A 23347-nucleotide genomic window follows, 5' to 3' on the forward strand; every position below is an offset into this window, starting at 1 on the left:
TGATGCGGCCCGAAATAGACTATTTCGTTGTTATTCCCGAGGACGACCCTTGGAAAGCCAGTCCCTTCCAAGGCTTTTCCTTCGGGATCACCGAAGCGTGGAACCTCGTTCGTGCGGTTGCCTCGCTCCCGGCAGATGTGCTTGAGCCCGCGCTTCCGATTCAGGCCCAGGCCGGGCGAAGGACAAATGGCGTTGCCGCATGGCGATGGAATCCTGCCGCGGCCTATGCAATCGACGGCCTAGCGATATCAGCGTTCCGCCCCTTCTGGGTAATGATGACCTGCGATCGTTCGACCGCGCGAAAAGTCGATCGCTGGATCGCGTCGCAGGCTATTCCCCCGCTCCATATCAGCGAGATTGATGGTCGCGGACGGATCCGGCTTCGCGATATTGAAGCCCGGCACCTTCTCGACCATTTTCGGGAGACGTTCGAACTTGCCATGCAAGCCGACCCCACACTGGATTCGAGACTTGTTCGCGAAGGTCTAGAGAAATGGGCACCGCGCCCGACCTTTCCGTTCGGCCGTCCGGTGCCGGGGCATAATGTGGTCATTCCCAATCTTATGTCTCTGGAGGGAGTGGGCTACGCCTTCATCGAGTCTGAGAAGTTGTTGCAGGAGGATCCCGCCGATTATCGTCGCGAAATCGCGGAGCTCGCCGACTTTGTTCTGAACGCCAGGTCACTGACCTACTCTTCGCTTGCTTATCGGACAACGCCGCCTCAGCCGGACATCTATATCACTGCGCCGTCGCTCTACTCGCACATTTACAAGGAAGGCTTGGGAGTGCCGTCCGGCAAGCGCGGGCACGCCGCACGTGCACTGGTCCGGATGATGCAGCGCCAGACGGGCTATCGCCTACTGGGTCACGGGAAGGTGTGGCGGGATATTCTGGACGACGAAATCGCCATGGGGTTGCTGGATATTCGTCGACGCGAAGTGTCGTTCCAGACCGTCGCGGCGGGCCTCGCGGCCGCCGGGACCTTATCGGCAACCGTTCGCCTGCCATCGGCAGTCAACCGTGCCAACGGCTCGGTACGCCAGATGTCGAGCCATGCTCGTTCCGATCAGATGAGATCGCCCCGCAAACTCGCCAAGACTTTCGGAGAAGTCCAATTCCGGCTCGCCGAAGCGGTCGGACCTGAACTCCTCCGGGTAATTGCCAGCTCGCAGACGGGAGTGAAGCTGGTCGCCGATGCGCCACTTGAGTGGCTGCCCATAAACGGCCTTCCACTCGGCTTGTGCAAGACGGTCTCGCGTATAACGACGACGCCGGGCAACCTGCAGATCGGCCTTCTCGCCCGCACCGGTCTCATACACCTTTCGCCCGACGCATTCAGGAACATTTTGATCATCTCCGCCTTGGCCCCGGAGGATCCGATTTCCGCTATCCTGCTTGACATGATCGAGGAGTGGCAACCTATTTACGGCAACCAAGTCAGATTGCGGATCGTGAAGGTGGCGACGCGAGGCGAGTTCATCGCGGCTCTCAATGCCTTTCAGGGTGCGGTCATGATATTTGACGGGCACGGTGGCCACGATGGGGCAGACGGGGTGGCGACACTTCGCGTCGGTCGCGATGAAATTTCGATCTGGGATCTCAAAACGGAGATCAGAATCCCACCGATCGTCATCCTGAGCGCCTGCGACACTCAGGCTGCGGACCGGTCGCATGCAACGACGGCGAACGCCTTTCTGGCGGGCGGCGCCGTCACCGTGCTGGGAAGCTTGCTGCCAGTCGATGCTCGCGACGCCGCCATGCTTGTCGCGCGTTTGATATGGCGTCTGGCGGAATTCCTTCCCGCCGTTACAGGCAAGGACGGACGTGCCCATCTCTGGAGCGAGGTGGTGGCTGGGATGTTGAGATTGCACCTCATCCTCGATCTGATTAGCCCTCTTCTGAAAGCGGGCTCCATCACTTCGGCGAACTATCATGACATCAACGTCCGCGCGATCACTGCAACAACGAACCGTGAGGATAACTGGTGGGACGATGCACTGCATTCGGTCGCGGCAATACTTGGTTTGGAACCCGAAAGGGCGGCTGAAATGGGGCGCGAAGTCATTGCGGCGTCCGACGCCATTCGATACATCCAGCTGGGGAATCCCGAATTGATCGTCATCAAATCGAAAGCGCTGTTGAGGGACGAGGGGTACGATATTTGAGGCTCACGGTGCGCTCCGGCATCGCCGCTGCGTTCAGATCAGGCGCGCGCCTTCGTTGGGAAATCGACCGTCGGCCGAAATGCTACGCCGCCCCTACGTCGCTTCGATCACTTTCAAATGCGGTCGCTCGGTGAGTTTCAGGTCACTTTGCTGATATAGGCCTTTTCGGCATACGTGCCCACATTTCTCGGTCAATCGGTTGGGGATTTCGGGAACAACGACATTGCGCGCGCTACGTCAGCTTTGGTTATTTCTGAACCTGTAAGCCGTCAGTCAGCAATCGGCCATTGTGGTTCGAAATGCGTCGGAGACGTACCTCGGTGCGTCGGAGACGTACTGTAAGTTTGGCCGCCTAGCGCGGATTTTATGGGCTCGGGTCCGGACAAGGCTGTCCGGACGGGAGCCTCATCATGACCCCGACCAAATTACTCATCGGCCAGATCCTGATCGTCTTCGCGATCGTGATTCTCGGCGTCTGGGCCGCTACGCAATGGGCAGCCGCCATGCTCGGCTATCAGCCCGAGCTTGGCACGCCGTGGCTCCACCTCGGGGGAGTGCCGGTCTATCGGCCGTGGGACCTCTTTCCGTGGTGGTATCAGTATGAGGCCTATGCGCCGCACGTCTTCGACAAGGCGGGTTCGCTTGCGGCGGCGAGCGGTTTCATCGGTTGCGGCGCGGCGATCGGCGGCTCGCTCTGGCGCGCGCGCCAGAAAGGACAGGTCACCACCTATGGCTCGGCGCGCTGGGCGAAGGAGCGCGAGATCGATGCCGCCGGGCTGCGCGGCGATGCCGGTGTGTTTCTCGGGCGCCTGTCGGGCCGCTATCTGCGCCACGCCGGTCCCGAGCATGTCATGGCGTTCGCGCCGACGCGAAGCGGGAAGGGTGTCGGGCTCGTCGTTCCGACCTTGCTCAGCTGGACCGGCTCGGCCGTGGTCCACGACATCAAGGGCGAGAATTGGCAGCTGACCGCGGCGTGGCGTTCGCGTTTCTCGCATTGCCTCTACTTCGACCCAACCGACGTGCGCTCGGCACGCTACAATCCGCTGCTCGAGGTGCGCAAGGGCGCCTGCGAAGTCCGCGACGTCCAGAATATCGCCGATATTCTCGTCGACCCGGAAGGCGCGCTCGAGCGGCGAAATCACTGGGAAAAAACGTCGCATTCGCTGCTCGTCGGCGCGATCCTCCACATCCTTTACGCCGAGGAGGAAAAGACGCTCGCGCGCGTCGCGACCTTTCTCTCCGATCCTTCGCGCAGCTTCGCCGCGACGCTCGTCGCGATGATGCGCACCAACCATCTCGGGACGGCGGAGGAACCTCGGGTCCATCCGGTCGTCGCCTCGGCGGCGCGCGAACTCCTCAACAAGAGCGAGAATGAGCGCTCGGGCGTGCTTTCGACCGCCATGTCGTTCCTCGGGCTTTATCGCGATCCCACCGTCGCCGCGGTGACGTCGGGCTGCGACTGGCGGATCGCCGATCTCGTCGCCGCCGAGCGGCCGCTCTCGCTCTATCTCGTCATTCCGCCGTCGGATATTTCGCGGACCAAGCCGCTGGTCCGCCTGATCCTCAACCAGATCGGTCGCCGCCTCACCGAGAAGCTGGACGACCGGCGCTCGACCGCACGCCGCCACGACCTCCTGCTGATGCTCGACGAGTTTCCGGCGCTTGGGAGGCTCGACTTCTTCGAGACCGCGCTCGCGTTCATGGCCGGCTACGGCATCCGGGCTTTCCTGATCGCGCAGTCGCTCAACCAGATTTCCAAGGCCTATGGCGAGAACAACGCCATCCTCGACAATTGTCATGTCCGCGTCGCCTTCGCGACCAACGACGAGCGCACCGCGAAGCGCATCTCGGACGCGCTCGGCACCGCGACCGAACAGCGCGCGATGCGCAACTATGCCGGGCACCGCCTCGCGCCCTGGCTCGCCCACGTCATGGTCAGCCGGCAGGAAACCGCGCGCGCACTGCTCACGCCCGGCGAGGTCATGCAGCTGCCGGCGACCGACGAGCTGGTGCTCGTCGCCGGGCTGGCGCCGATCCGCGCGAAGAAGCTGCGCTATTTCGAGGACGCCAACTTCAAGGCGCGCCTCGGCGCCGCGCCCGAACTCGCCCATGGCGGCTATGCCGATCGACCGGCAACACGCGGCGACGATTGGAGCGGCTGCGTCGCAGAGCCGGTCGCTGCCGACATCGATGTGTATGGCGCCGACGACAAGCTGGTCGAGGACGGCGGCGCGCAGCAGGCGAAGGAGCCCGAACTCGCCGAACAGCCGGAGCAGCGCGTCGAGACCGCGCGCCCGACCAATCCGCTCGGCATCGACGACGACGCCGATCCCGCGATCGACAAGAAACTCATGGACCGGATCCGTCCGCTCGCGCCGGTGCTGATCGGTCATGCGATGGACGAGGCGGTGTCGCACGGCGGCGAGCAGCTGGGGCTCGGGCTGTGAGCGCGCGCGGCAGCCAGGTGCGGCACCAGCTCTTTCTCGAGCGCGGCCTCAGCGACCGCCTCGCGCTGCTCGCGCGAAAGCCCGGCGTGACCAAATCGACGATCCTCGCAGAGGCGCTCGAGACCTGGCTCACGCGTCAGGGCGTCAATGAACTGCAGCAACGCTTCGGTCCGCGCCTCGATGGGCTCGCTCGCGTGCTCGCGCGGATCGAGCGCAACAGCCAGATCGAGATCGAGATCCTCGCGCTTCTCGTGCGCTACCTGCTCGCGTCGGTGCCGCCCGTCGCCGAGGGCGACGACGTTGCGCGCGCGCAGGGCCGCGAGCGCTTCGAATGGTTCACGGCGAAGGTTGTCGAGGCCTTCCGCGAGGGCCGCGGCAGTTTCGGTTCGGGAACGGGCTCGTGAGCGCGCAGATCGCGGCCGAACGGCGTCGCACGATGCTGCGCAGCGCGATGGGCCCCGCGATCGAGGCGGCGCTGTCGAACGCGCATGTCGTCGAGGTGATGGTCAATCCCGACGGGGCGCTGCGCGTCGATGTCCTCGGGGAAGGCCGCGTCGATACCGGCGTGCGAATGGCGCCCGAGCAGGTTGAGCGGATCGTCCGGCTCGTCGCGAGCCATGCGCGGACCGAGGTGCATGCGGCGTCGCCGATCGTCAGCGCCGAGCTGCCGCCGCACGGCGAGGGGGCAGGGGAGCGTTTCGAAGGCTTGCTGCCGCCCGTCAGCCTCGCGCCCTGCTTCTCGATCCGCAAGCCTGCGGCGCGGGTTTACACGCTGATGGATTATGTCGGTGCCGGCATCGCGACACCCGAGGCGGCGCGCCTCCTGTCGCTGGCGGTGGTGGAGCGGCTCAATATCCTCGTCGCTGGCGGTACCAGCTCAGGCAAGACGACGCTCGCCAACGCGCTGCTCGCCGAAATGGCGAGCCTCGATGAGCGCGTGATCCTGATCGAGGACACGCGCGAACTCCAGTGCCCCGCGCCAGACCGTGTCGAACTGCGCACGCGCGCGGGGGCGGTGTCGATGGGCGATCTCGTCCGCTCGACGCTGCGGCTCCGCCCCGACCGCATCATCGTCGGCGAGGTGCGCGGCGCCGAGGCGCTCGACATGCTCAAGGCCTGGAACACCGGACATCCCGGCGGGATCGCGACGGTCCACGCCAATAGCGCGGCATCGGCGCTGACCCGGATCGAGCAGCTGGTCCAGGAAAGTGTCGTCACCGTACCGCGGCGCCTGATCGCCGAGGCGATCGATCTCATCGTCTTCATCGCCGGGCGCGGTGCCGCGCGCCGCATCTCGGGCGTAGCGCGCGTCGAGGGCGTCGGCCCGACCGGCGACTACGCGCTCACCGACCTTTCCATCGAGCCTGAAGGAGAAATGTCATGTCCCTGATTCCCCTTGCGATGTCGCGCGCTGCCATGGGCACGCACGCCGAGCGCCCGCTTCTTGCCGCCGGCCTGGCGCTCGGCCTTGCCGCAACGGCGCTCGCCGCGGGGTCGGGTATGCCGTGGGAAGAACCCCTCCAGCAGGTGTTGGAATCGGTGCAGGGGCCGGTCGCCAAGATCATCGCGGTGATCATCATCATCACCACCGGGCTGACGCTGGCATTCGGCGAGACCTCCGGCGGCTTCCGGCGGCTGATCCAGATCGTGTTCGGCCTTTCGATCGCCTTCGCGGCCTCGAGCTTTTTCCTCTCCTTCTTCAGCTTCGGCGGCGGGGCGCTCGTCGCATGAGCCACATTGCAGGCTATGAAGCGCCGATCCATCGGTCGCTCGCCGAGCCGATCCTGCTTGGCGGCGCACCGCGCGGGCTCGCGATCGTCAACGGCACCATCGCCGCGGCGATGGGGCTCGGGCTCCAGCAATGGGTCGCGGGCCTCATCCTCTGGGCGCTCGGACACACGCTGATGGTGTTCGCGGCGAAACGCGATCCCGAGTTCGCGCCGGTGCTCGCGCGGCATCTTCGACAGAAAGGCGAGCTTACATGCTGAATCTCGCCGAATATCGCCCGCGCGCCGACCGGCTCGCCGATCATCTGCCGTGGGCGGCGCTCGTCGCGCCGGGTGTCGTCCTCAACAAGGACGGCAGCTTCCAGCGCAGCATCGCCTTTCGCGGTCCCGACCTCGACAGCGCGACCGAGGCCGAGCTGGTCGCCGCCTGCGCCCGCGCGAACAATATGCTGCGGCGCTTCGGCTCGGGCTGGGCGCTCTTCTTCGAGGCCGAGCGCGTCGCCGTGGCGGGCTATCCCGAGAGCGACTTCCCCGACGCGGCCTCGTGGCTCGTCGATGCCGAACGGCGCGCCGCGTTCGACGACAAGGAGCGGCAGCATTTCGAGAGCCATTTCCATCTCACGCTCGTCTGGATGCCGCCCGCCGACCAGGCCGACAGCGCCGGGCGCGCACTCATCGAACGTCCGGGCGCCGCTACCGGCGCGCGCGACTGGTGCGAGGCGCTCGCGCGCTTCGAGGCCGAGAGCCTGCGCGCGATCGACCTGATGGCTTCTTTCATGCCCGAGGTCCGCGCGCTCGATGACAGCGAGACTCTGACCTATCTCCACCGCGCGATCTCGCCGCACCGCCATCGTATCCGCGTTCCCGCGACGCCGATGTATCTCGACGCACTGCTCGCCGACACGCCGCTGACGGGCGGGCTCGAGCCGATGCTCGGCGACGAGTATCTGCGGTCGCTGACGATCCTCGGCTTTCCCTCGATCAGCCGCCCCGGCATCTTCGACGCGCTCAACGGACAGGGTTTCGCGTACCGCTGGACGACGCGCTTCATCGCGCTCGACAAGCAGGAGGCGACCGCTGCGCTGACCAAGCTCCGGCGGCAATGGTTCAACAAGCGCAAGTCGCTCTCGGCGCTGCTGCGCGAGGTGATGTATAACCAGCCCGCGCAACTGCTCGACAGCGACGCCGACAACAAGGTCGTCGACGCCGATGCCGCGCTTCAGGCGCTCGGCGGCGATCATGTGTCGTTCGGCTATCTGACGACGACGATCACGGTATCGGATCGCAATCGCGCGCGCGCCGAAGAAAAATTGCGCGCCGCCGAGCGCATCGTCCATAGCTTGGGCTTCACCGCGATCCGCGAGAGCGTCAATGCGGTCGAGGCCTGGCTCTCGAGCCTGCCGGGGCAGACCTATGCCAATGTCCGCCAGCCGCTCGTCCACAGCCTCAATCTCGCGCACCTGATGCCGCTATCGTCGGTGTGGGCCGGGCCCGGCTGGAACACCCATCTCGGCGGCCCGCCGCTGCTTATGGCCGAGACCGGCGGATCGACGCCGTTCCGCCTCTCGACGCACATCGGCGACGTCGGCCATATGATGATCGCCGGGCCGACGGGGGCAGGGAAGTCGGTGCTGCTCGCGCTCATCGCATTGCAGTTCCGCCGTTACGCGGACGCGCAGCTCTACATTTTTGACAAGGGCAATTCGGCGCGCGCCGCGGTGCTGGCGATGGGCGGGCGGCACCATCCGCTCGGTGAGGGTGAGGATATGCTCGCTTTCCAGCCGCTGCGCGGGATCGACCGCGCGGAGGAGCGCAGCTGGGCCGCCGACTGGATCGCCTCGCTCGTCGCGCACGAGGGCGTCGCGGTGACCCCCGACACCAAGGACGCGATCTGGTCGGCGCTGACCAGCCTCGCGAGCGCCCCCGCCTCGGAACGCACGCTCACCGGTCTGTCGCTGCTCCTCCAGTCGAATGCGCTGAAAGCGGCGCTCCAGCCCTTCACGCTCGAAGGTCCGCACGGACGCCTGCTCGACGCCGCCGAGGAAGGGCTGGCGCTCGGATCAGTCGAATGTTTCGAGACCGAGGCGCTGATGGGGCAGGCGAGTGTGGTCGAGCCCGTCCTCTCCTATCTCTTCCACCGGCTCGACGCGCGCTTCGACGGACGGCCGACTTTGCTCATCCTCGACGAGGCCTGGATCTTTCTCGACAATCCGCTCTTCGCGGCGCGCATCCGCGAATGGCTGAAAGTGCTGCGCAAGAAGAATGTCGCGGTGATCTTCGCGACGCAGAGCCTCGCCGATATCTCGAACAACAGCATCGCGCCCGCGATCATCGAAAGCTGTCCGCAGCGCATCCTGCTGCCGAACGATCGCGCCATCGAGCCGCAGAGCCGCGCCGCCTACGCTGCCTTCGGGCTCAACGAAGCGCAGATCGAGCTGGTCGCGCACGCGACGCCGAAGCGTCAATATTATCTCCAGTCGGCACGCGGCAACCGCCTCTTCGAGCTTGGTCTCGGACCCGTCGCGCTGGCGCTCTGCGGCGCGTCCGATCCGGCGACGCAAGCGCGGATCGACGCCATCCTCGCCGAGCATGGCGAAGCCGATTTCGCGTCGCATTTTCTTCGCGATGCCGGCCTCGACTGGGCCGCCGACTTGCTCGCCGGCTTTCCCGGCCTCCCCACGACCGATCAACCTGCCCCCCAAGAAGGAGACATGCCATGAAGACGCTTGCCCATATGCTGCTTGCCGCTGCCGCCATTCCGGCGTTGCTGCTTGCCGTGCCACCCGCCGCTGCGATGCCGGTGTTCGATCAGGCCAATTACTCGCAGAACCTGCTCACCGCCGCGCGTACGCTCAAGCAGATCGACCAGCAAATCAGGCAGTTGCAAAACGAGGCGCAGATGCTCTCCAATATGGACAAGCATTTGAAGCGCGTCGATTTCCCCGAGCTAGCGAAGCTCAAGGACAATCTCGCGCGCGTCGAGGCGCTGATGGAGAAGGCCGAAGGCGTCGATTTCGGCGTCGACCAGCTCGACGCGCGCATGGCGGCGCTCTTCCCGAAGGACTTCTCCGGGCTGACCCGGTCGGCCAGCGTCGCGCAGGCGAAGGCGCGGCTCGAGGCTGCCATGGCGTCGTACCGCCGCACACTCGCCGTCCAGTCCAGGATCGCCGCCGACGTCAAGGAGGATGCCGCGGTGCTCGCCGAGGTCGCGGCGCGGAGTTCGAGTGCGGAGGGTAGCCTGCAGGCGCAACAGGCGACCAACCAGCTTCTCGCGCTCGCCGCCAAGCAGCAGATGCAGCTCCAGCAGATGATGGCGGCCGCCTATGAGGCCGACATGCTCGACCGCGCCCGCGCGGCGCAGAGCGCGGCCGAAGCGCGCGAGCGCATGCGCCGCTTCCTCGGGGACGGCAAGGCCTACACCCCGATCCGCTGACCAGCGACACGAACGGCGCGAGGCTGCCCCTCTCCTGGCCCGCCGTTCGCCGCGGGGTCTTGCATGCTCCCCTGCGAGGCCCCGCGGACCCTTCATCCCCTTCGAAAGCCCGCCCGATGGACGACCTCAATGTCATCGACCGCTTCATGGAAGCCTTTATCCGCTACATCGACAGCGGGTTCGGGCTGCTCGGCGGCGATGTCGCGTTCCTCACCAGCATATTGATCGGCATCGACATCACGCTCGCGGGGCTCTTCTGGGCGATGGGCGGCGAAAATGACGTCATCGCAAAGCTTCTGAAGAAAATCCTCTATGTCGGTGTTTTCGCTTTCATCATTGGTAACTTCGGGGCGCTTTCGGATATCATCTTCCGCTCCTTCGCCGGGCTCGGCATCACCGCCGGCGGCGGCACGATCTCGGCCGATGACCTTCTGAAGCCCGGACGGCTTGCCGGTGCGGGGTTCGAGGCGGCGCATCCGCTGATCGACCAGATCAAGGACCTGCTCGGGCCGATCGATTTCTTCACTAACTTCCTCGAGATCGTGGTGCTGTTAATTGCCTGGGTCCTGACGATCCTCGCCTTCTTCATCCTCGCGATCCAGCTCTTCATCACGCTGATCGAATTCAAGCTAACCAGCCTCGCGGGCTTCGCCCTGATGCCGTTCGCGCTCTGGAACCGGACGGCCTTCCTCGCCGAACGCGTCCTCGGCAGCATCATATCGTCGGGCGTCAAGGTGATGGTGCTCGGCGTGATCGTCGGCATCGGCTCGGGCTTCTTTCCCGATTTTCTGACGACGATGGCGGGCTCCGAGCCCGACGTCGAGGAAGCCATGTCGCTGGCACTCGGTGCGTTGGCTCTGCTCGGGCTCGGCATCTACGGCCCCGGCATTGCATCGGGTCTTGTAGCGGGCGCGCCGCAGCTTGGAGCAGGTGCCGCTGTCGGAACCGTCGCTGCTGCCGCGGGAACGATGATCGTTGCCGGCGGCGCCGGCATGGCGGCCGCGCGCGCCGGCGGCGGCGCCGCGCTCGGCGCCGTCCGCGCCGGGACGTCGATGGGGGCCGCGGCATCGACCTCCTACAGGCTCGGACAGGAAACATCGGGATCGCAGACGATCGGCGCCGGCCTCTCGGGCGTCGCGACCGCGACCAAAGGCGCGGCGGCCAACGCCGCGCGCCGCGCCGGTAGCTCGCTCGGGATCGGCGAAGCCGCGGCTGCCGGGCGCAACGCCGCCTGGAATGCCGGAAACCAGAGCAAGAGCCCGGCTTCGCCGCCGTCGAACGAACATGCCGCTCCGTCGGCCGCACCGCCCGCATGGGCGACCGACCTCAAGGCCGACCAGCGCCGCCGCTCGGCGCGGCAAACCGCCGCCCATGTGATTTCCGACGGGAGCCGCGGCGGCAGCGGCGCGAGCCCCGACATCGCCGAAAAGGAGGATTGATCCGATGAAGTTCAAACGACCCATTCAACGCTACGGGCTGACTCCCGAGCCTGTCACGCCCTATCAGCGCGCCAGCCAGGCGTGGGACGACCGGATCGGCGCCGCGCGCGTCCAGGCGCGAAACTGGCGGATCATGGCCTTCGGCGGCCTGCTGCTCTCGACCGGGCTCGCTACTGGGCTCGTCTGGCAGTCGGTGCAAAGCCGCGTTACGCCCTATGTGGTCGAGGTCGACCGTCTCGGCGAGGCGCGCAGCGTCGCGCCCGCGACCGCCGACTATAATCCTACCGACCCGCAGATCGCCTGGGCGCTCGGCCGTTTTATCGCGAACGTCCGCGGCATATCGCTCGACCCGGTGCTGATGCGCGAGAATTGGCTCGCCGCCTATGATTTCGCAGGCGAACGCGGCGCCCTGTTCCTCAACGAATTTGCCCGCAGCAGCGATCCCTTCGCGCAGGTCGGCACGCGCTCGGTCTCGGTCGAGATCACCAGCGTCGTGCGCGCCTCGCCGCGATCGTGGCAGGTGAAGTGGAAGGAGAGCGCCTATGAGCGCGGCAGCCTCGCCGCGACTTCGCGCTGGACCGCAATGCTGACCGTTGCCGTCAAACCGCCGCGTTCCGCCGATGTCCTCCGCAGGAACCCGCTCGGTCTCTACGTCGAGGCCATCGACTGGAGCCGCGAATATGAGCGCGAGGAGCGGGCGCCTGCGGCCAGGAGCGTTCCGCCGCCGGCGGACGAACTGCTCGTCGATATCCCTCCCGTTCCCGCAACCGCCGAAGGAGCCCTGCCATGATCTGCTTTCGCCCGATCCTTGCCGCCGCCGGTGCGGCAGTCCTGAGCTCATCCGCCAGCGCCGGACCCGGACCGGTCGAGCGTGTCCGTGCGGCGGCGGCCGCAGCAGTCAAGGAGCCGCGTACGCAGGACTACCGCGGCGCGATCCAGACCTATGCTTATGTCGAAGGCGGGGTCTACCGCCTCGTCACCGCGCCCGAGCATGTTACCGACATCGCGCTTCAGCCGGGCGAAGCGCTCGTCGCGGTCGCGGCGGGCGATACCGCGCGCTGGACGGTCGGCGATACGACGAGCGGGGCGGGGGATGAGCGCCGCGTCCATATTATGATCAAGCCCCTCGCGCCCGGCCTCGCCACCAATCTCATCATCACCACCGACCGGCGCGTCTATCATCTCGCGCTGGCGAGTACGGCGCGCACGGCGATGGCGGCGGTGTCCTGGACCTATCCGCACGACAGTCTTCTCGCGATCGAACGAGCCGCGATCGCGACGCGCGCGGCGGTCGAGGCGCGTACCACGATCGACCCGGTGCGTCTCGATTTCGGCTACGCGATCCGCGGCGACAAGCCTGCATGGCGACCGCTCCGCGCGTTCGATGACGGCCGTCAGACCTTCATCGAATTTCCGCCGAGCCTTGCGCAGGGCGAGGCGCCGCCGCTGTTCGTGAGCGGGGAGGGCGGTGAGCCCGAACTCGTCAATTACCGGGTCTCGGGCCGCTTCTACATCGTCGACCGCCTATTCGCCCGTGCCGAGCTGCGCCACGGGGCGAAGCGCCAGATGGTTGTCCGGATCGTCCGTACGGGAGATACAAGGTGAGCGCGCCGGAGAGCGTCGCGCCGCACGACGGCGGAGAGGCGGCAACCGGCGACCGTCCCATCGAGCGGCCAATCGCCAAGGTCGACCCGGAAACCCTGGTCTTGCGCGGCACGCCGCGCCGCGTCGCGCGCTTCCGCCGCGAAATCATCATCGGCGTCGCTGCTACCGGCGCACTGGCGATCGCCATCGTAACATGGGTCGCGCTGGAACCGGCGTCGTTCCGGCTTGCGGCAAATGGCGGAGAGATGTTCGAGAAAGGGCCGGGCAAGGCACCCGAAGCGCTCGCGGGAGCGCCGGGCCGCTACGACGAGATTCCGAAGCTCGGACCGCCGCTTCCCGGCGATCTCGGTAGACCCATCCTCGAACATCGGCGCAAGCTGGATGGCCAATATCCTTCCCCGGACGCGAAGGGCGATGCCGCCGCAGCTGCCGAGGCCGAACGCGAGCGACGCATTGCCGAAGTGGCAGCCGCTCGCCAGTCCGCCGTGATGATGTCGCTAGGATCGACGCGTCCGACGACGCCCGCCGCGGTCGAGGCTCGCGCCGTGGCGGCGGGTCCCGAGGAAGCTGCATCGGCGTTGCCGTCGCGAGCTTCCGGCACCGCGGGAAGCGCCAACGTCAGTCCCCATCGCATCGAAGCGGCGGCCTCTCCGTGGCTGGTCACCAGCGGCAGCGTCATCGCCGCCAGCCTTGTCACCGGCCTCAACAGCGAATTGCCGGGGATCGTGATCGCGCAGGTCAGCGAGAATGTCTTCGACAGCGTGACGGGGCGGACGCTGCTTATTCCGCAGGGCGCGCGTCTGATTGGCCGTTACGAGAGCAATACGAGCTACAGCCAACAGCGCGCGTTCGTCATCTGGCAACGCATCATTTGGCCGGACGGCTCATCGCTGACGCTTGAGGATGCGCCTGCGAGCGATCCTTCAGGCTATGCCGGCATTCGCGACCGCATCGATGCGCATGGCTGGCAGCTGATCAAGGGTGTCGCGCTTTCGACGCTTCTCGGCGTCGGGACCGAGCTTGGCACCGGCAATGGTGAAAGCGAGCTGGTTCGCGCCATGCGCGAAGCGGCGCAGCAGAGCGGCGCGAGAGCAGGCGATCGGCTCGTCGAGCGAGGTCTCGAAATCCGTCCGACCATGGTCGTTCGGCCAGGCTGGCCGGTGCGCGTTCTCGTCCATCGGGACCTCGTTCTCGCGCCGTGGAGGGGCTGACATGGCCGAAATCAAGCTCCGCAAGCTCCCCGAACGCACGCCGGTCAAGATGACCCTCCAGCTTCTGCCTGAGCTCGCCGAAGCGCTTCAGGAATATGCCGCGGCCTATGAGGCTAGCTATGGAAGGGCCGAGCCGGTGGCCGAGTTGATCCCCGCGATGCTGGCGTCATTCCTCGAAAGCGACCGCGAGTTTCAGAAAACCCGTCGGCCAAGATGACCGGGGCGGCGAAGGAGACGGGTGCAGCGCAGCTTGCGGGTGACGGCGGCGAAGAGCCGATCGTCCTCGATCTGCAGGCTGCGGCCGATCTCCTTCACGTCCATCCCAATACGCTTCGCTCCTACGCGGTCTCCGGGCTCGTCCCGGGCGCAAAGATTGGTCGGTTCTGGCGCTTTCTCGCGTGCGATCTTGTCGCTGCGCTGCGCAGCCGATATCCTGTGCGCGCACGAATGCAGCCAGGTGCCTCAACCAAGGAGGCTAGCTTATGGCACTCTGGAAACGTGCAAAAACATATCATGTCGACATCGCAAGCCCGGACGGAAGCCGAGTTAGACACACGACTGGGACGACCGACCGAGCGAAAGCGAAGGAATACCACGACAAGCTGAAGGCAGAGTTGTGGGACTTGAGCAGACTGAAGCAGAAGCCGAAGCGTTCTTGGGACGAAGCGGCGCTGCGGTGGCTGAAGGAGAAGGAGCACAAGAAATCCCTCAGGGACGATGTGCAACGGATCCGCTGGTTCACCGGTCATCTGCGGGGGAAGACCCTCGACCAGATCGACCGGAGTCTCGTCGACCGGCTTATCACGACGCATGTCCATGCGACGGATCGAACGAAGGATCTCTACGTGGCGCTCATTCGCGCCATTTTCCGGATGGCGATGCGCGAATGGGAATGGATCGATACGATGCCGGCGTTCAAGACCTACGAGAAGGGCAAGAAGGTTCGCGTTCGCTGGATCACCCACGAACAGGCCAAGGCGCTGCTGCTCGAACTGCCCGAACATCAGCGCGACGTGGTCGTGTTTGCCCTTGCCACTGGCCTGCGCCAGGGGAATGTTCTCGGCCTGACCTGGGACCGCGTCTTCATGGACCGGCGCCAGGCGACGATCGAGCATGGCGATACCAAGAACGAGGACGCCCTCGGCGTCGCGCTCAACGATATCGCGGTGGCCGTGCTCATGCGGCAGCGGGGCAAGCACAAGACGGCGGTGTTCACCTATCGGGGCGAAAGGCTCCGGTCGGCGAACACAAGGGCATGGCGAAAAGCGCTCGTGCGCGCGGGGATCACCAATTTCCGCTGGCACGATCTTCGCCACACCTGGGCAAGCTGGCTGAGGCAGGCGGGTGTCCCCACCTGGGTGCTTCAGGAACTCGGCGGCTGGAAATCGGAATCGATGGTGCGGCGTTATGCGCACATGTCGGTCGACCATTTGCAGCCTTACGCCGACCGGCTTGGTTTCGAGCCCGATCTGGAAACCGAACGGGTTCGAGGGTCCGAGGGAGCCTACGTCACAAAATCACCTACAAAACTCGCCGGAGGCGGGCTTCGTTTGGTGGCTTCGAACGGCGTAAGTGTTTGAATGATAAGAGAAAGAAATGGTGGACGCACTAGGGCTCGAACCTAGGACCCGCTGATTAAGAGTCAGCTGCTCTACCAACTGAGCTATGCGTCCACTGCCGGTTTCCGGCACTCACGAAGCCGGGAGAAAGTCCCCTGCGTCGTGAAGAGAGCGGCCCGCTATCATGGCGGTGAACCCTTGGCAATGGCCTTGCCGCATTTTTTTATCAATGAAAGCGGCGGCTGCCCGTTTTGCTGTCGTTTTCGATCGCCAGGACGATGCCGACGCAGGTCATGATCGTCAGCATCGACGAGCCGCCGTAGGAAAAGAGCGGCAGCGGAATACCGACGACGGGCGCGAGGCCCATCACCATCATCAGGTTGATCGCGATATAGAAGAAGATCGTCATCGTGAGGCCGGCGGCGGCGAGCTGGCCGAAGCGCGTTCGCGCGCCCAGCGCGACGCGCGTCGACCAGCGCAGCAGCAGGAAAAAGCCGAAGAGGAGGGCGAGCCCGCCGATCAGCCCCCATTCCTCCGCCATGGTGGCGAAGATGAAGTCGGTGTGCCCCTCGGGCAGATAGTCGAGGTGGCTTTGCGATCCGTTGAGGAAACCCTTGCCGCCGATGCCGCCCGACCCGATCGCGATCTTCGACTGGCTGATGTGATAGCCGGCGCCCAAGGGGTCGCTTTCGGGGTCGAGGAAGATCAGCACGCGTTTCTGCTGATAATCGTGCAGGAAGGAGAAGAGGATGGGCAGCGCGGCGATGCCGGCGGCCGCGGTACTGCCGAACCACCAGAAGGGGAGGCCGGCGACGAACATCACCACCACCCCGCCGATTGAGATGGCGAGCGCGGTGCCGAGGTCGGGTTGCAGCATCACGAGCGCGGCGGGCAGCCCTATCATCACCAGCGCGGGCCAGAGCGCGGTGAAGGTGCGCGTGTTTCCGGGCGGCAACTGGGCGTAGAAGCGGGCGAGGGCGATGACGATCGCGACCTTCATCAACTCGGACGGCTGGAGGTTGATGATGCCGAGATTCAGCCATCGCTGGCTGCCCCCGCCGACGAAGCCCAAGAGCTCGACCGCGATGAGCAGGATCAGCACGCCGATATAGGCGATATAGGCGAAATCCTCGAAGATGCGTAAGGGGAAACGCCCGATCACCAGCGCGGCGCCGAGGAAGACGAGGAAGCGCACGCCCTGTTGCCACGCCCAGGGCGACCAGTTGCCCCCCGCGGCCGAATAGAGCACGAGCAGACCGAAGCCGGTGATCCCGCCGAGGATGGCGATCAATTTCCACGGGATGCGCTGGATGGCGGGCGGAACCGGGATCATTGCGGCACCCCGGGATCGGGGTCGCTCGACGCGCCCGATTTCCATGCGGCATAGTCGCGGTCCATACGCGCCTTGATCGGGCCGCCCCAGCCGGCCTCGAGCGTCTCGAGCGCCTCCATCCCCTTTTCGCGGTCGAACAGATAGGTCATGAAATCGCGGGCGACGGGCGCCGCGGCGCGGCTGCCGCCCATGCCATGCTCGATGACGATGCCGGTGGCGTAGCGCGGGTTCACGACCGGCGCGAAGCCGACAAACAGCCCGTGATCGCGGAATTTCCAGGTGCCGCTTTTGCCATTGCCCGTGCCGAGCCCGCGGACCTGCGCCGTGCCCGTCTTGCCCGCCATGGTGATGCCGTCAAGCGGCAGGCGACTACGCACCGCGGTGCCCGCGCCATTGACGACGAGGTCCATGCCGTGCCGCGCTACCGCGAGTGCTTCGGGCGAGAAGGGCAGCGGTTCGTTCTTGAATTCGCGGTTGACGAGGCGTGGATAGAGGCTGCGCCCCGATGCGATCCGCGCCGCCATCACCGCGAGCTGGAGCGGATTAACGCTGACATAGCCCTGTCCGATGACCGCGTTGAGCGAATCCGACGCCGACCATTGCTGGTCGTATTTCCGCATCTTCCACGCGCTGTCGGGGATGGTGCCATAGCGTTGATTGCTCCCCGCCAGCCGGAATTCCTCGCCGAGCCCGAGCAGCCGGGCGGTGGGAGCCATCGCGTCATAGCCGAGCCGGTGCGCGAGCCAGTAGAAATAGCTGTTGCAGCTTTTCATGATCGCCGACGGCATGTCGAGGCTGCCATGGGTGCCAAGACAGCGGAAAAAGCGGGTGCCGAGGCGGTAGCCGCCGATGCAGGTGTGGCGTTCGCTCGGGTCGACGCCATGCTCGATCGCCGCGATCGCCGCCATCGGTTTCAGCGTCGATCCGGGCGGATAGAGGCCGCGCGTCGCCTTGTTGATCAGCGGCTGGTGATCGTCGGCGCGCAGCCAAGCATATTCGCTGGTGCTGATGCCGTCGGAAAAGCTGTTCGGGTCGAAGCTCGGCATCGAAACAAAGGCAAGGATGTCGCCATTATGACAGTCGATCACGACCGCCGCGCCCGATTCGCGTCCCATCCGCCGCGCGACATATTCCTGCAAGCCGGCGTCGATCGTCAGATGGACGGTTTTGCCCTGCACGTCGGGCTGGGTGGAAAGGTCGCGCACGACCTTGCCGCGCGCCGTTACCTCGACGCGCCGCGCGCCGGGTTTGCCCTTCAGCATCTCCTGGAAATATTTCTCCAGCCCGTCCTTGCCGATCTTGTAGCCGGGGGTGATGTAGAGCGGATCCTTCGCCTTTTCATATTCCTCGGCGTTCGGGGCGCCGACATAGCCGATCAGATGGCCGACCGCGGCGCCGGTGGGATAGTTGCGCGCGAAGCCACGCTGCGGCGCGATGCCGGGAAGCTCGGGCAGGCGGACGAGGATCGAGCTATATTCGGCCTCGGTCATATCCTCCTTGACCGCGACCGGCTGGAATCCCGATGCCGCCTTCAGGTCGCGGTTGATCCGCTCCATCGCGTCGCCGTCGAGCCGGAGCAGCGTCTGGAGCTGCCCGAGCACCATGTCCTTGTTGTGCAGGCGATCGGGAATGAGGTCGATACGAAGCGAAACGCGATTGTTGGCGAGCGCCTTGCCGTGGCGGTCGACGATCCAGCCGCGGCGCGGGGGCACGAGCGTCAGATTGACGCGGTTGCTTTCCGATTCGAGGACGTAGCGATCATTGTCGATGACCGAAATATAAGTCATGCGCGCCGCGAGCGCGACGCCGACCGCCGCCTGCGCCCCGCCGACGACGAGCGCGCGGCGGGTGAAGGTTATGCCCCTCCAGGCTTCGGTGATCGGCGGACTCTTCTTCTTCGGCATCGGCGGATTGGAACCAGTTTATCGGCGTTTCAGGCGGAAATTGTCAAACTTGCCGGTCAGGCGCATGAACAGCGGCACGAGCAGCGCCGAGACGATGATCTGCGGCAGGACGAGACCCAGCACCCGGCCGGGATCGGCGTGCGGGTGGGTGATCAGCGCCGCCAATGACTGGATGATCGCGACCAGCAGCGCCGCGATCGCCCAATCGTGGAAAAAGCCGCGCCAATAGATGCGCTGCGACGAATAAGCGATCGCGATGCTCGCGAGCGTCCACAGTCCGACCGCGGTGCCGATCGGCGCGCCGCTGAACAGATCGTCCCACAGGCCGAGCGGCAGGCCGATCCACACCGGCCACATTTCGGAGCGGAGCAATTGCCAGCACAGGAAAAACAGCAGCCCGAGTGGGGGCAGCACCGGTGAGTTGGCGATCAGCGGCAGCATCAGCGGCAGCGCCGAGGCGAACATCACGCTCGCGATCGGAACGATGCGCATCCGCCACAGCGATGCGGGTTCGCCGAGGCGCGGCCCCTTCTGGTTCATGGCGCGCCGGCGGGGGCGGGGAGGGGCGCGGGCGCCGGTCGGCCCTGGGCCTCGATATTGTCGGGGGTGTAGGGACGCAGCACCGCCACCGCATCGACCTTGCCCGGATCGGCGAGCGGGCGCGCAAGCGCGCCGTCGTGCTGGCGCCGGACGACGATCGCGACCGGGATGTTCGGCGGATAAAGTCCGCCGGTGCCCGATGTGACGAGGATATCGCCGGGCTTGAACGGATTGTTCGCGATGTTGAGCGTGCGCACGTCGAGGTCGCCGTTGCCGCGGCCGCTGGCGAGCGCGGGCAGGCCGTCGCGCGCGCGCCGGACGGGGACGATATTGTCAACGTCGGTGAGCAGCAGCACCTGCGACACCGACGGCCCGCTCGACAATATGCGGCCGATCAGCCCGTCGGCGCCGCGCACCGGCTGGCCCGCGGCGACGCCGAGATTGCGGCCGATGCTGAGCAGCGCGATGCGCTTGGCGCTCGTCGAGGTCGAGGTGAGCAGATAGCCGTTGGCGAGCGCGGCCTTGTCGGTTTCCTGCAATTTGAGCAGCGCCTTCAATTGGCGATTCTCTTCCTGCAGCGAACTGGTCGCGACAAGCTGGCGGCGCGTCTCGGCGAGTTCCTTGCGCAGCCGCCGGTTTTGCGTGCCCGCGCCGACATAGGCGCCGACACTGTCGTCGATGCCCGAGAGCGATCCGGTCACCGAGCGCGTCACGCGCGCGATCGGCGCGGTGATTTCCTGGCTCGCCACGCGCAGCTGGGCGAAGCCGACGGGGTCAACGACCGACAGGATCGCCAACAGCAGACCCGCCACCGCCCCCGTCACCGCAATGACATAGGCCGCGAACAGGCCGTATTGGGCCTTTCGGGATTGCCCCGGACGCCGATGTGCCGGGCGGACCATGGTAAAGCGCTACCGTCCGATCAGGCTTGCTGCAACACGCCGCGGAAGGCGGGGTCTTCCATCGCGCGGCCGGTGCCGATCGCGACGCAGGTCAGCGGATCCTCGGCGACGGTGACCGGCAGGCCGGTCGCGTCGCGGAGCAATTCGTCAAGCTCGGCGATCAGCGCGCCGCCGCCGGTCAGGACGATGCCCTGGTCGACGATGTCGGCGGCGAGTTCGGGAGCGGTGTTTTCGAGCGCGATGCGCACGCCTTCGACGATCGTGCCGATCGGTTCCGAGAGTGCTTCGGCGATCTGCGCCTGGTTGATCGAGATTTCCTTCGGCACGCCGTTGACGAGGTCGCGGCCCTTGATGTGGATCGTCAGGCCGGTGCCGTCGGCGGGAATGCGCGCGATGCCGAAATCCTTCTTGATCCGCTCGGCGGTCGATTCGCCGATCAGGAGGTTATGATGGCGGCGGACATAGGAGACGATCGCTTCGTCCATCTTGTCGCCGCCGGCGCGGACCGAGGTGGTGTAGGCGAGACCGCGGAGCGACAGCACTGCGACTTCGGTGGTGCCGCCGCCGATGTCGACGACCATCGACCCGATCGGTTCGGTGACGGGCATGTCGGCGCCGATCGCGGCGGCCATCGGTTCCTCGATCAGCCACACTTCGCTCGCGCCCGCGTTCGACGCGGCGTCGCGGATCGCACGGCGTTCGACGCTGGTCGAGCCCGAGGGGACGCAGATCACGATTTCGGGGCTGCGGAAGGCGTTGGGCTTGCCGCCATGCACCTTGGTGATGAAGTGCTTGATCATCTGTTCGGCGACGTCGATGTCGGCGATGACGCCGTCGCGCAGCGGACGGATCGCCTCGATGCTGTCGGGGGTCTTGCCCATCATCAGCTTGGCGTCGTCGCCGACCGCCTTCACCCGCTTGATCCCGTTCAGCGTCTCGACCGCGACGACCGAGGGTTCGTTCAGCACGATGCCCTTGCCGCGCACATAGACCACCGTGTTCGCGGTGCCGAGGTCGATTGCCATGTCTTGGGAGTTGAATTTAAGCCAGCGAGAAAAGAAGGACATCGATACTGCTTCCTGTCATCGAAGCCGCGCCCCTGACGGACACGCCCCTGTCGTGATTTCACCCGCGCGTCCGGCCGGCGACAGCTGCAATCAGGGGGAGATTCCGGCTCGTCCACGGGGGGTGGCTGGACAAAATGATCAGGGCTGTGCGGATGGGTCGCGATTTGCGTTCGACTGCGCTAGGACAGCGGCCATGTCAATACGTCGCCTGCCGGAAAAGCTCGTAAATCGGATCGCAGCGGGTGAAGTGGTTGAAAGACCCGCCGCGGCGCTCAAGGAGCTGGTTGAAAACGCCATCGACGCCGGTTCGACTCGCATCTCGGTGCGAATCGCCGAGGGCGGGATTTCGCGGCTCGAGGTCGAGGACGATGGCTGCGGAATGACCGCTGCCGACATGGCGCTCGCGCTCGAACGCCACGCGACGTCGAAGCTGCCGACCGATGCGATCGAAGATGTCGTAACGATGGGCTTTCGCGGCGAGGCGCTGCCCTCGATCGCGAGCGTCGCGCGGCTGACCCTCGAAAGCCGGACGCAGGGCGGCGACGGCTGGAAACGCATTGTCGACAATGGCGCGATGGTCGCCGAAGGACCCGCCGCGCTTGCCAAGGGCACGCGCGTGATGGTCGAGGACCTGTTCGCGCGCGTTCCGGCGCGGCGCAAGTTCCTGCGCACCGGGCGCAGCGAATATGCCGCCTGCCTCGACGCCGTGCGGCGGCTGGCGATGGCGCGCCCGGACATCGCTTTCGTGGTCGAGCATGACGGGCGCCGCGTGCTCGACGTGCAGGGAGGGCAGGACCGGCTGGCGCGCGTCGCGGCGCTGACCCAGCGCGAGCTCGCCGCGAACAGCATCGGGGTCGATCTCGACCGCGGCGACGTCCATCTCGGCGGCGTGATCAGCCTGCCGACCTACAATCGCGGCATCGCCGATCATCAATATCTGTTCGTCAACGGGCGGCCGGTGAAGGACCGGTTGCTCGTCGGCGCGCTGCGCGGCGCCTATGCCGACCTGCTTGCGCGCGACCGCCATCCGGTCGTCGCGCTGTTCCTCGACGTGCCGACGAGCGAGGTCGACGTGAACGTCCATCCCGCGAAGACCGAGGTGCGCTTCCGCGATCCGCAGCTGATCCGTGGGATGATCGTCGGGGGCCTCCGCCGCGCGCTCGACGAACATGGCTTTCGCAGCGTCCAGCGCCCCGCCGAGGCCGCGCTCGCCGCGTGGCAGCAGGAACCCGTCGCGCCGCAGCCGCTGACGCCGACCCTTTTTGCGCCGCACCCCGCGCACTCGCAAAGCCCGGCTACACCCATGTTCGGTGCGGCCGATGCCGGGACGACCGCGCTGCTGCACGACCGCATCGTCGATTTCGCGCCGCCGCGCGACGCGCTTCCGATGGGCCGTGCCGAACCCGCCACCGCGCCGGTGCCCGAAGCCGAAGCGCATCCGCTCGGCATCGCGCGCGGCCAGATCGCGAAAACCTATATCGTCGCCGAAGCCGAGGACGGCCTCGTCATCGTCGACCAGCACGCCGCGCACGAACGGCTCGTGCTCGAACAGCTCCGCCGCGGAATGAGCGGGCAGGCGGTGCCATCGCAGGGTCTGCTGCTGCCCGAAGTCGTCGAGCTCGACGAACCCGCCTGCGACCGGCTCGAAGCCGCCGCGCCGCAGCTCGCGGCGCTCGGCGTCGAACTCGAACGCTTCGGCCCCGCGGCGGTGATGGTGCGCGCGACCCCAGCGATGCTGGGGGCGATCGATTGCCGCAAGCTCGTCACCGACATCGCCGACGATCTGGCGGGCTACGACGCGGCGCTGGGCCTCAGCGAACGCCTCGAACTGGTCGCGGCGACGATGGCATGCCATGGATCGGTGCGTGCCGGGCGAACGCTGAACGTCGCCGAGATGAACGCGCTGCTCCGCACGATGGAGGTCACGCCGCACTCGGGCCAGTGCAACCACGGGCGCCCGACATGGGTGAAGCTCGCGATGGACGATGTCGAGAAATTGTTCGGGAGGAAATAGG

The 23347-nt window shown here is 66.1% G+C and carries 20 protein-coding genes, 1 tRNA gene and 1 pseudogene; 16 read left to right on the forward strand and 6 right to left on the reverse strand.

The window, feature by feature from the left end:
* Positions 1 to 2 precede the first annotated feature (2 nt).
* The 15 genes and pseudogenes from QZL87_RS07395 (at position 3) to QZL87_RS07460 (ending at position 15607) form a co-directional block, all read left to right on the forward strand.
* Entirely contained in the window at positions 3 to 2165 is a 2163-nt protein-coding gene (locus QZL87_RS07395) for a CHAT domain-containing protein (RefSeq protein ID WP_184101045.1), read from the forward strand.
* A gap of 410 nt (positions 2166 to 2575) precedes the next feature.
* Positions 2576 to 4612, forward strand: coding sequence for a conjugal transfer protein TraG (locus QZL87_RS07400; protein WP_184101040.1), 2037 nt, complete (start codon positions 2576 to 2578; stop codon positions 4610 to 4612).
* Positions 4609 to 5016 carry a CopG family transcriptional regulator gene (locus QZL87_RS07405; protein ID WP_184101038.1) on the forward strand — a complete coding sequence of 136 codons (408 nt, stop codon included), beginning with the start codon at positions 4609 to 4611 and terminating at the stop codon, positions 5014 to 5016. The genes QZL87_RS07400 and QZL87_RS07405 overlap by 4 nt, the downstream gene beginning before the upstream one ends.
* On the forward strand, positions 5013 to 6002 hold the full coding sequence (trbB, locus tag QZL87_RS07410; RefSeq protein ID WP_295325799.1) for a P-type conjugative transfer ATPase TrbB: 990 nt from the start codon (positions 5013 to 5015) through the stop codon (positions 6000 to 6002). The genes QZL87_RS07405 and trbB overlap by 4 nt, the downstream gene beginning before the upstream one ends.
* An 11-nt stretch (positions 6003 to 6013) precedes the next feature.
* On the forward strand, positions 6014 to 6343 hold the full coding sequence (locus QZL87_RS07415; protein ID WP_221235258.1) for a TrbC/VirB2 family protein: 330 nt from the start codon (positions 6014 to 6016) through the stop codon (positions 6341 to 6343).
* Positions 6340 to 6600, forward strand: a complete 261-nt coding sequence (locus QZL87_RS07420; RefSeq protein WP_184101034.1) for a VirB3 family type IV secretion system protein — start codon at positions 6340 to 6342, stop codon at positions 6598 to 6600. Before QZL87_RS07415 ends, QZL87_RS07420 begins: the two co-directional genes overlap by 4 nt.
* Complete coding sequence (gene trbE / locus QZL87_RS07425; protein WP_184101032.1) at positions 6594 to 9059, forward strand: conjugal transfer protein TrbE; 2466 nt, start codon at positions 6594 to 6596, stop codon at positions 9057 to 9059. The genes QZL87_RS07420 and trbE overlap by 7 nt, the downstream gene beginning before the upstream one ends.
* Positions 9056 to 9772: a P-type conjugative transfer protein TrbJ gene (trbJ, locus tag QZL87_RS07430; RefSeq protein WP_184101029.1), complete on the forward strand. Its 717-nt coding sequence runs from the start codon at positions 9056 to 9058 to the stop codon at positions 9770 to 9772. Before trbE ends, trbJ begins: the two co-directional genes overlap by 4 nt.
* Before the next feature lie 116 nt (positions 9773 to 9888).
* The gene (gene trbL, locus QZL87_RS07435; RefSeq protein WP_184101027.1) at positions 9889 to 11211 is read left to right on the forward strand and encodes a P-type conjugative transfer protein TrbL; all 1323 of its coding nucleotides are present in this window, start codon (positions 9889 to 9891) and stop codon (positions 11209 to 11211) included.
* 4 nt (positions 11212 to 11215) lie between these two features.
* Positions 11216 to 12001 carry a conjugal transfer protein TrbF gene (trbF, locus tag QZL87_RS07440; protein ID WP_184101025.1) on the forward strand — a complete coding sequence of 262 codons (786 nt, stop codon included), beginning with the start codon at positions 11216 to 11218 and terminating at the stop codon, positions 11999 to 12001.
* Positions 11998 to 12816: a P-type conjugative transfer protein TrbG gene (gene trbG / locus QZL87_RS07445; RefSeq protein ID WP_184101023.1), complete on the forward strand. Its 819-nt coding sequence runs from the start codon at positions 11998 to 12000 to the stop codon at positions 12814 to 12816. Before trbF ends, trbG begins: the two co-directional genes overlap by 4 nt.
* Positions 12813 to 14027 (forward strand): TrbI/VirB10 family protein, encoded by a 1215-nt coding sequence (locus QZL87_RS07450; RefSeq protein ID WP_184101021.1) that lies wholly within the window; start codon positions 12813 to 12815, stop codon positions 14025 to 14027. The genes trbG and QZL87_RS07450 overlap by 4 nt, the downstream gene beginning before the upstream one ends.
* A gap of 1 nt (position 14028) precedes the next feature.
* Complete coding sequence (locus QZL87_RS07455; protein WP_184101019.1) at positions 14029 to 14244, forward strand: DUF2274 domain-containing protein; 216 nt, start codon at positions 14029 to 14031, stop codon at positions 14242 to 14244.
* A pseudogene (locus QZL87_RS19255) lies at positions 14241 to 14444 on the forward strand (helix-turn-helix domain-containing protein); the annotation flags it as partial. The gene QZL87_RS07455 and the pseudogene QZL87_RS19255, both read left to right, overlap by 4 nt.
* A gap of 65 nt (positions 14445 to 14509) precedes the next feature.
* Positions 14510 to 15607: a site-specific integrase gene (locus tag QZL87_RS07460; RefSeq protein WP_246427327.1), complete on the forward strand. Its 1098-nt coding sequence runs from the start codon at positions 14510 to 14512 to the stop codon at positions 15605 to 15607.
* A gap of 17 nt (positions 15608 to 15624) precedes the next feature.
* On the opposite strand, the gene QZL87_RS07465 is transcribed toward QZL87_RS07460, so the two are convergent.
* The 6 genes from QZL87_RS07465 to QZL87_RS07490 all read right to left on the reverse strand — a co-directional run bounded on the left by QZL87_RS07465 (position 15625) and on the right by QZL87_RS07490 (position 21332).
* Positions 15625 to 15700: transfer RNA gene (locus QZL87_RS07465), tRNA-Lys, on the reverse strand.
* Between the two features lie 112 nt (positions 15701 to 15812).
* The gene (gene rodA, locus QZL87_RS07470; RefSeq protein ID WP_295325807.1) at positions 15813 to 16919 is read right to left on the reverse strand and encodes a rod shape-determining protein RodA; all 1107 of its coding nucleotides are present in this window, start codon (positions 16917 to 16919) and stop codon (positions 15813 to 15815) included.
* The gene (gene mrdA, locus QZL87_RS07475) at positions 16916 to 18823 is read right to left on the reverse strand and encodes a penicillin-binding protein 2 (protein WP_295325812.1); all 1908 of its coding nucleotides are present in this window, start codon (positions 18821 to 18823) and stop codon (positions 16916 to 16918) included. Before mrdA ends, rodA begins: the two co-directional genes overlap by 4 nt.
* 18 nt (positions 18824 to 18841) lie before the next feature.
* Positions 18842 to 19363, reverse strand: a complete 522-nt coding sequence (locus tag QZL87_RS07480) for a rod shape-determining protein MreD (RefSeq protein ID WP_295325815.1) — start codon at positions 19361 to 19363, stop codon at positions 18842 to 18844.
* Positions 19360 to 20265 carry a rod shape-determining protein MreC gene (gene mreC, locus QZL87_RS07485; RefSeq protein ID WP_295325819.1) on the reverse strand — a complete coding sequence of 302 codons (906 nt, stop codon included), beginning with the start codon at positions 20263 to 20265 and terminating at the stop codon, positions 19360 to 19362. Before mreC ends, QZL87_RS07480 begins: the two co-directional genes overlap by 4 nt.
* Before the next feature lie 20 nt (positions 20266 to 20285).
* Positions 20286 to 21332, reverse strand: a complete 1047-nt coding sequence (locus QZL87_RS07490; protein ID WP_037557053.1) for a rod shape-determining protein — start codon at positions 21330 to 21332, stop codon at positions 20286 to 20288.
* 193 nt (positions 21333 to 21525) lie between these two features.
* On the opposite strand from QZL87_RS07490, the gene mutL reads away from it, so the two are divergent.
* The gene (gene mutL, locus QZL87_RS07495) at positions 21526 to 23346 is read left to right on the forward strand and encodes a DNA mismatch repair endonuclease MutL (protein ID WP_295325823.1); all 1821 of its coding nucleotides are present in this window, start codon (positions 21526 to 21528) and stop codon (positions 23344 to 23346) included.
* Position 23347: the final 1 nt, after the last annotated feature.

This window comes from uncultured Sphingopyxis sp. (assembly GCF_900078365.1).
Lineage (GTDB): Bacteria > Pseudomonadota > Alphaproteobacteria > Sphingomonadales > Sphingomonadaceae > Sphingopyxis.

What these genes read in the sequence shown, in the direction of transcription:
- QZL87_RS07395 (WP_184101045.1), top strand. Translation starts at nt 3, where the DNA reads ATGCGGCCCGAAATAGACTATTTCGTTGTTATTCCCGAGGACGACCCT.
- QZL87_RS07400 (WP_184101040.1), top strand. Translation starts at nt 2,576, where the DNA reads ATGACCCCGACCAAATTACTCATCGGCCAGATCCTGATCGTCTTCGCG.
- QZL87_RS07415 (WP_221235258.1), top strand. Translation starts at nt 6,014, where the DNA reads ATGTCGCGCGCTGCCATGGGCACGCACGCCGAGCGCCCGCTTCTTGCC.
- QZL87_RS07420 (WP_184101034.1), top strand. Translation starts at nt 6,340, where the DNA reads ATGAGCCACATTGCAGGCTATGAAGCGCCGATCCATCGGTCGCTCGCC.
- trbE (WP_184101032.1), top strand. Translation starts at nt 6,594, where the DNA reads ATGCTGAATCTCGCCGAATATCGCCCGCGCGCCGACCGGCTCGCCGAT.
- trbJ (WP_184101029.1), top strand. Translation starts at nt 9,056, where the DNA reads ATGAAGACGCTTGCCCATATGCTGCTTGCCGCTGCCGCCATTCCGGCG.
- trbL (WP_184101027.1), top strand. Translation starts at nt 9,889, where the DNA reads ATGGACGACCTCAATGTCATCGACCGCTTCATGGAAGCCTTTATCCGC.
- trbF (WP_184101025.1), top strand. Translation starts at nt 11,216, where the DNA reads ATGAAGTTCAAACGACCCATTCAACGCTACGGGCTGACTCCCGAGCCT.
- trbG (WP_184101023.1), top strand. Translation starts at nt 11,998, where the DNA reads ATGATCTGCTTTCGCCCGATCCTTGCCGCCGCCGGTGCGGCAGTCCTG.
- QZL87_RS07455 (WP_184101019.1), top strand. Translation starts at nt 14,029, where the DNA reads ATGGCCGAAATCAAGCTCCGCAAGCTCCCCGAACGCACGCCGGTCAAG.
- QZL87_RS07460 (WP_246427327.1), top strand. Translation starts at nt 14,510, where the DNA reads ATGGCACTCTGGAAACGTGCAAAAACATATCATGTCGACATCGCAAGC.
- rodA (WP_295325807.1), bottom strand. Translation starts at nt 16,919, where the DNA reads ATGATCCCGGTTCCGCCCGCCATCCAGCGCATCCCGTGGAAATTGATC.
- mrdA (WP_295325812.1), bottom strand. Translation starts at nt 18,823, where the DNA reads ATGCCGAAGAAGAAGAGTCCGCCGATCACCGAAGCCTGGAGGGGCATA.
- QZL87_RS07480 (WP_295325815.1), bottom strand. Translation starts at nt 19,363, where the DNA reads ATGAACCAGAAGGGGCCGCGCCTCGGCGAACCCGCATCGCTGTGGCGG.
- mreC (WP_295325819.1), bottom strand. Translation starts at nt 20,265, where the DNA reads ATGGTCCGCCCGGCACATCGGCGTCCGGGGCAATCCCGAAAGGCCCAA.
- QZL87_RS07490 (WP_037557053.1), bottom strand. Translation starts at nt 21,332, where the DNA reads ATGTCCTTCTTTTCTCGCTGGCTTAAATTCAACTCCCAAGACATGGCA.
- mutL (WP_295325823.1), top strand. Translation starts at nt 21,526, where the DNA reads ATGTCAATACGTCGCCTGCCGGAAAAGCTCGTAAATCGGATCGCAGCG.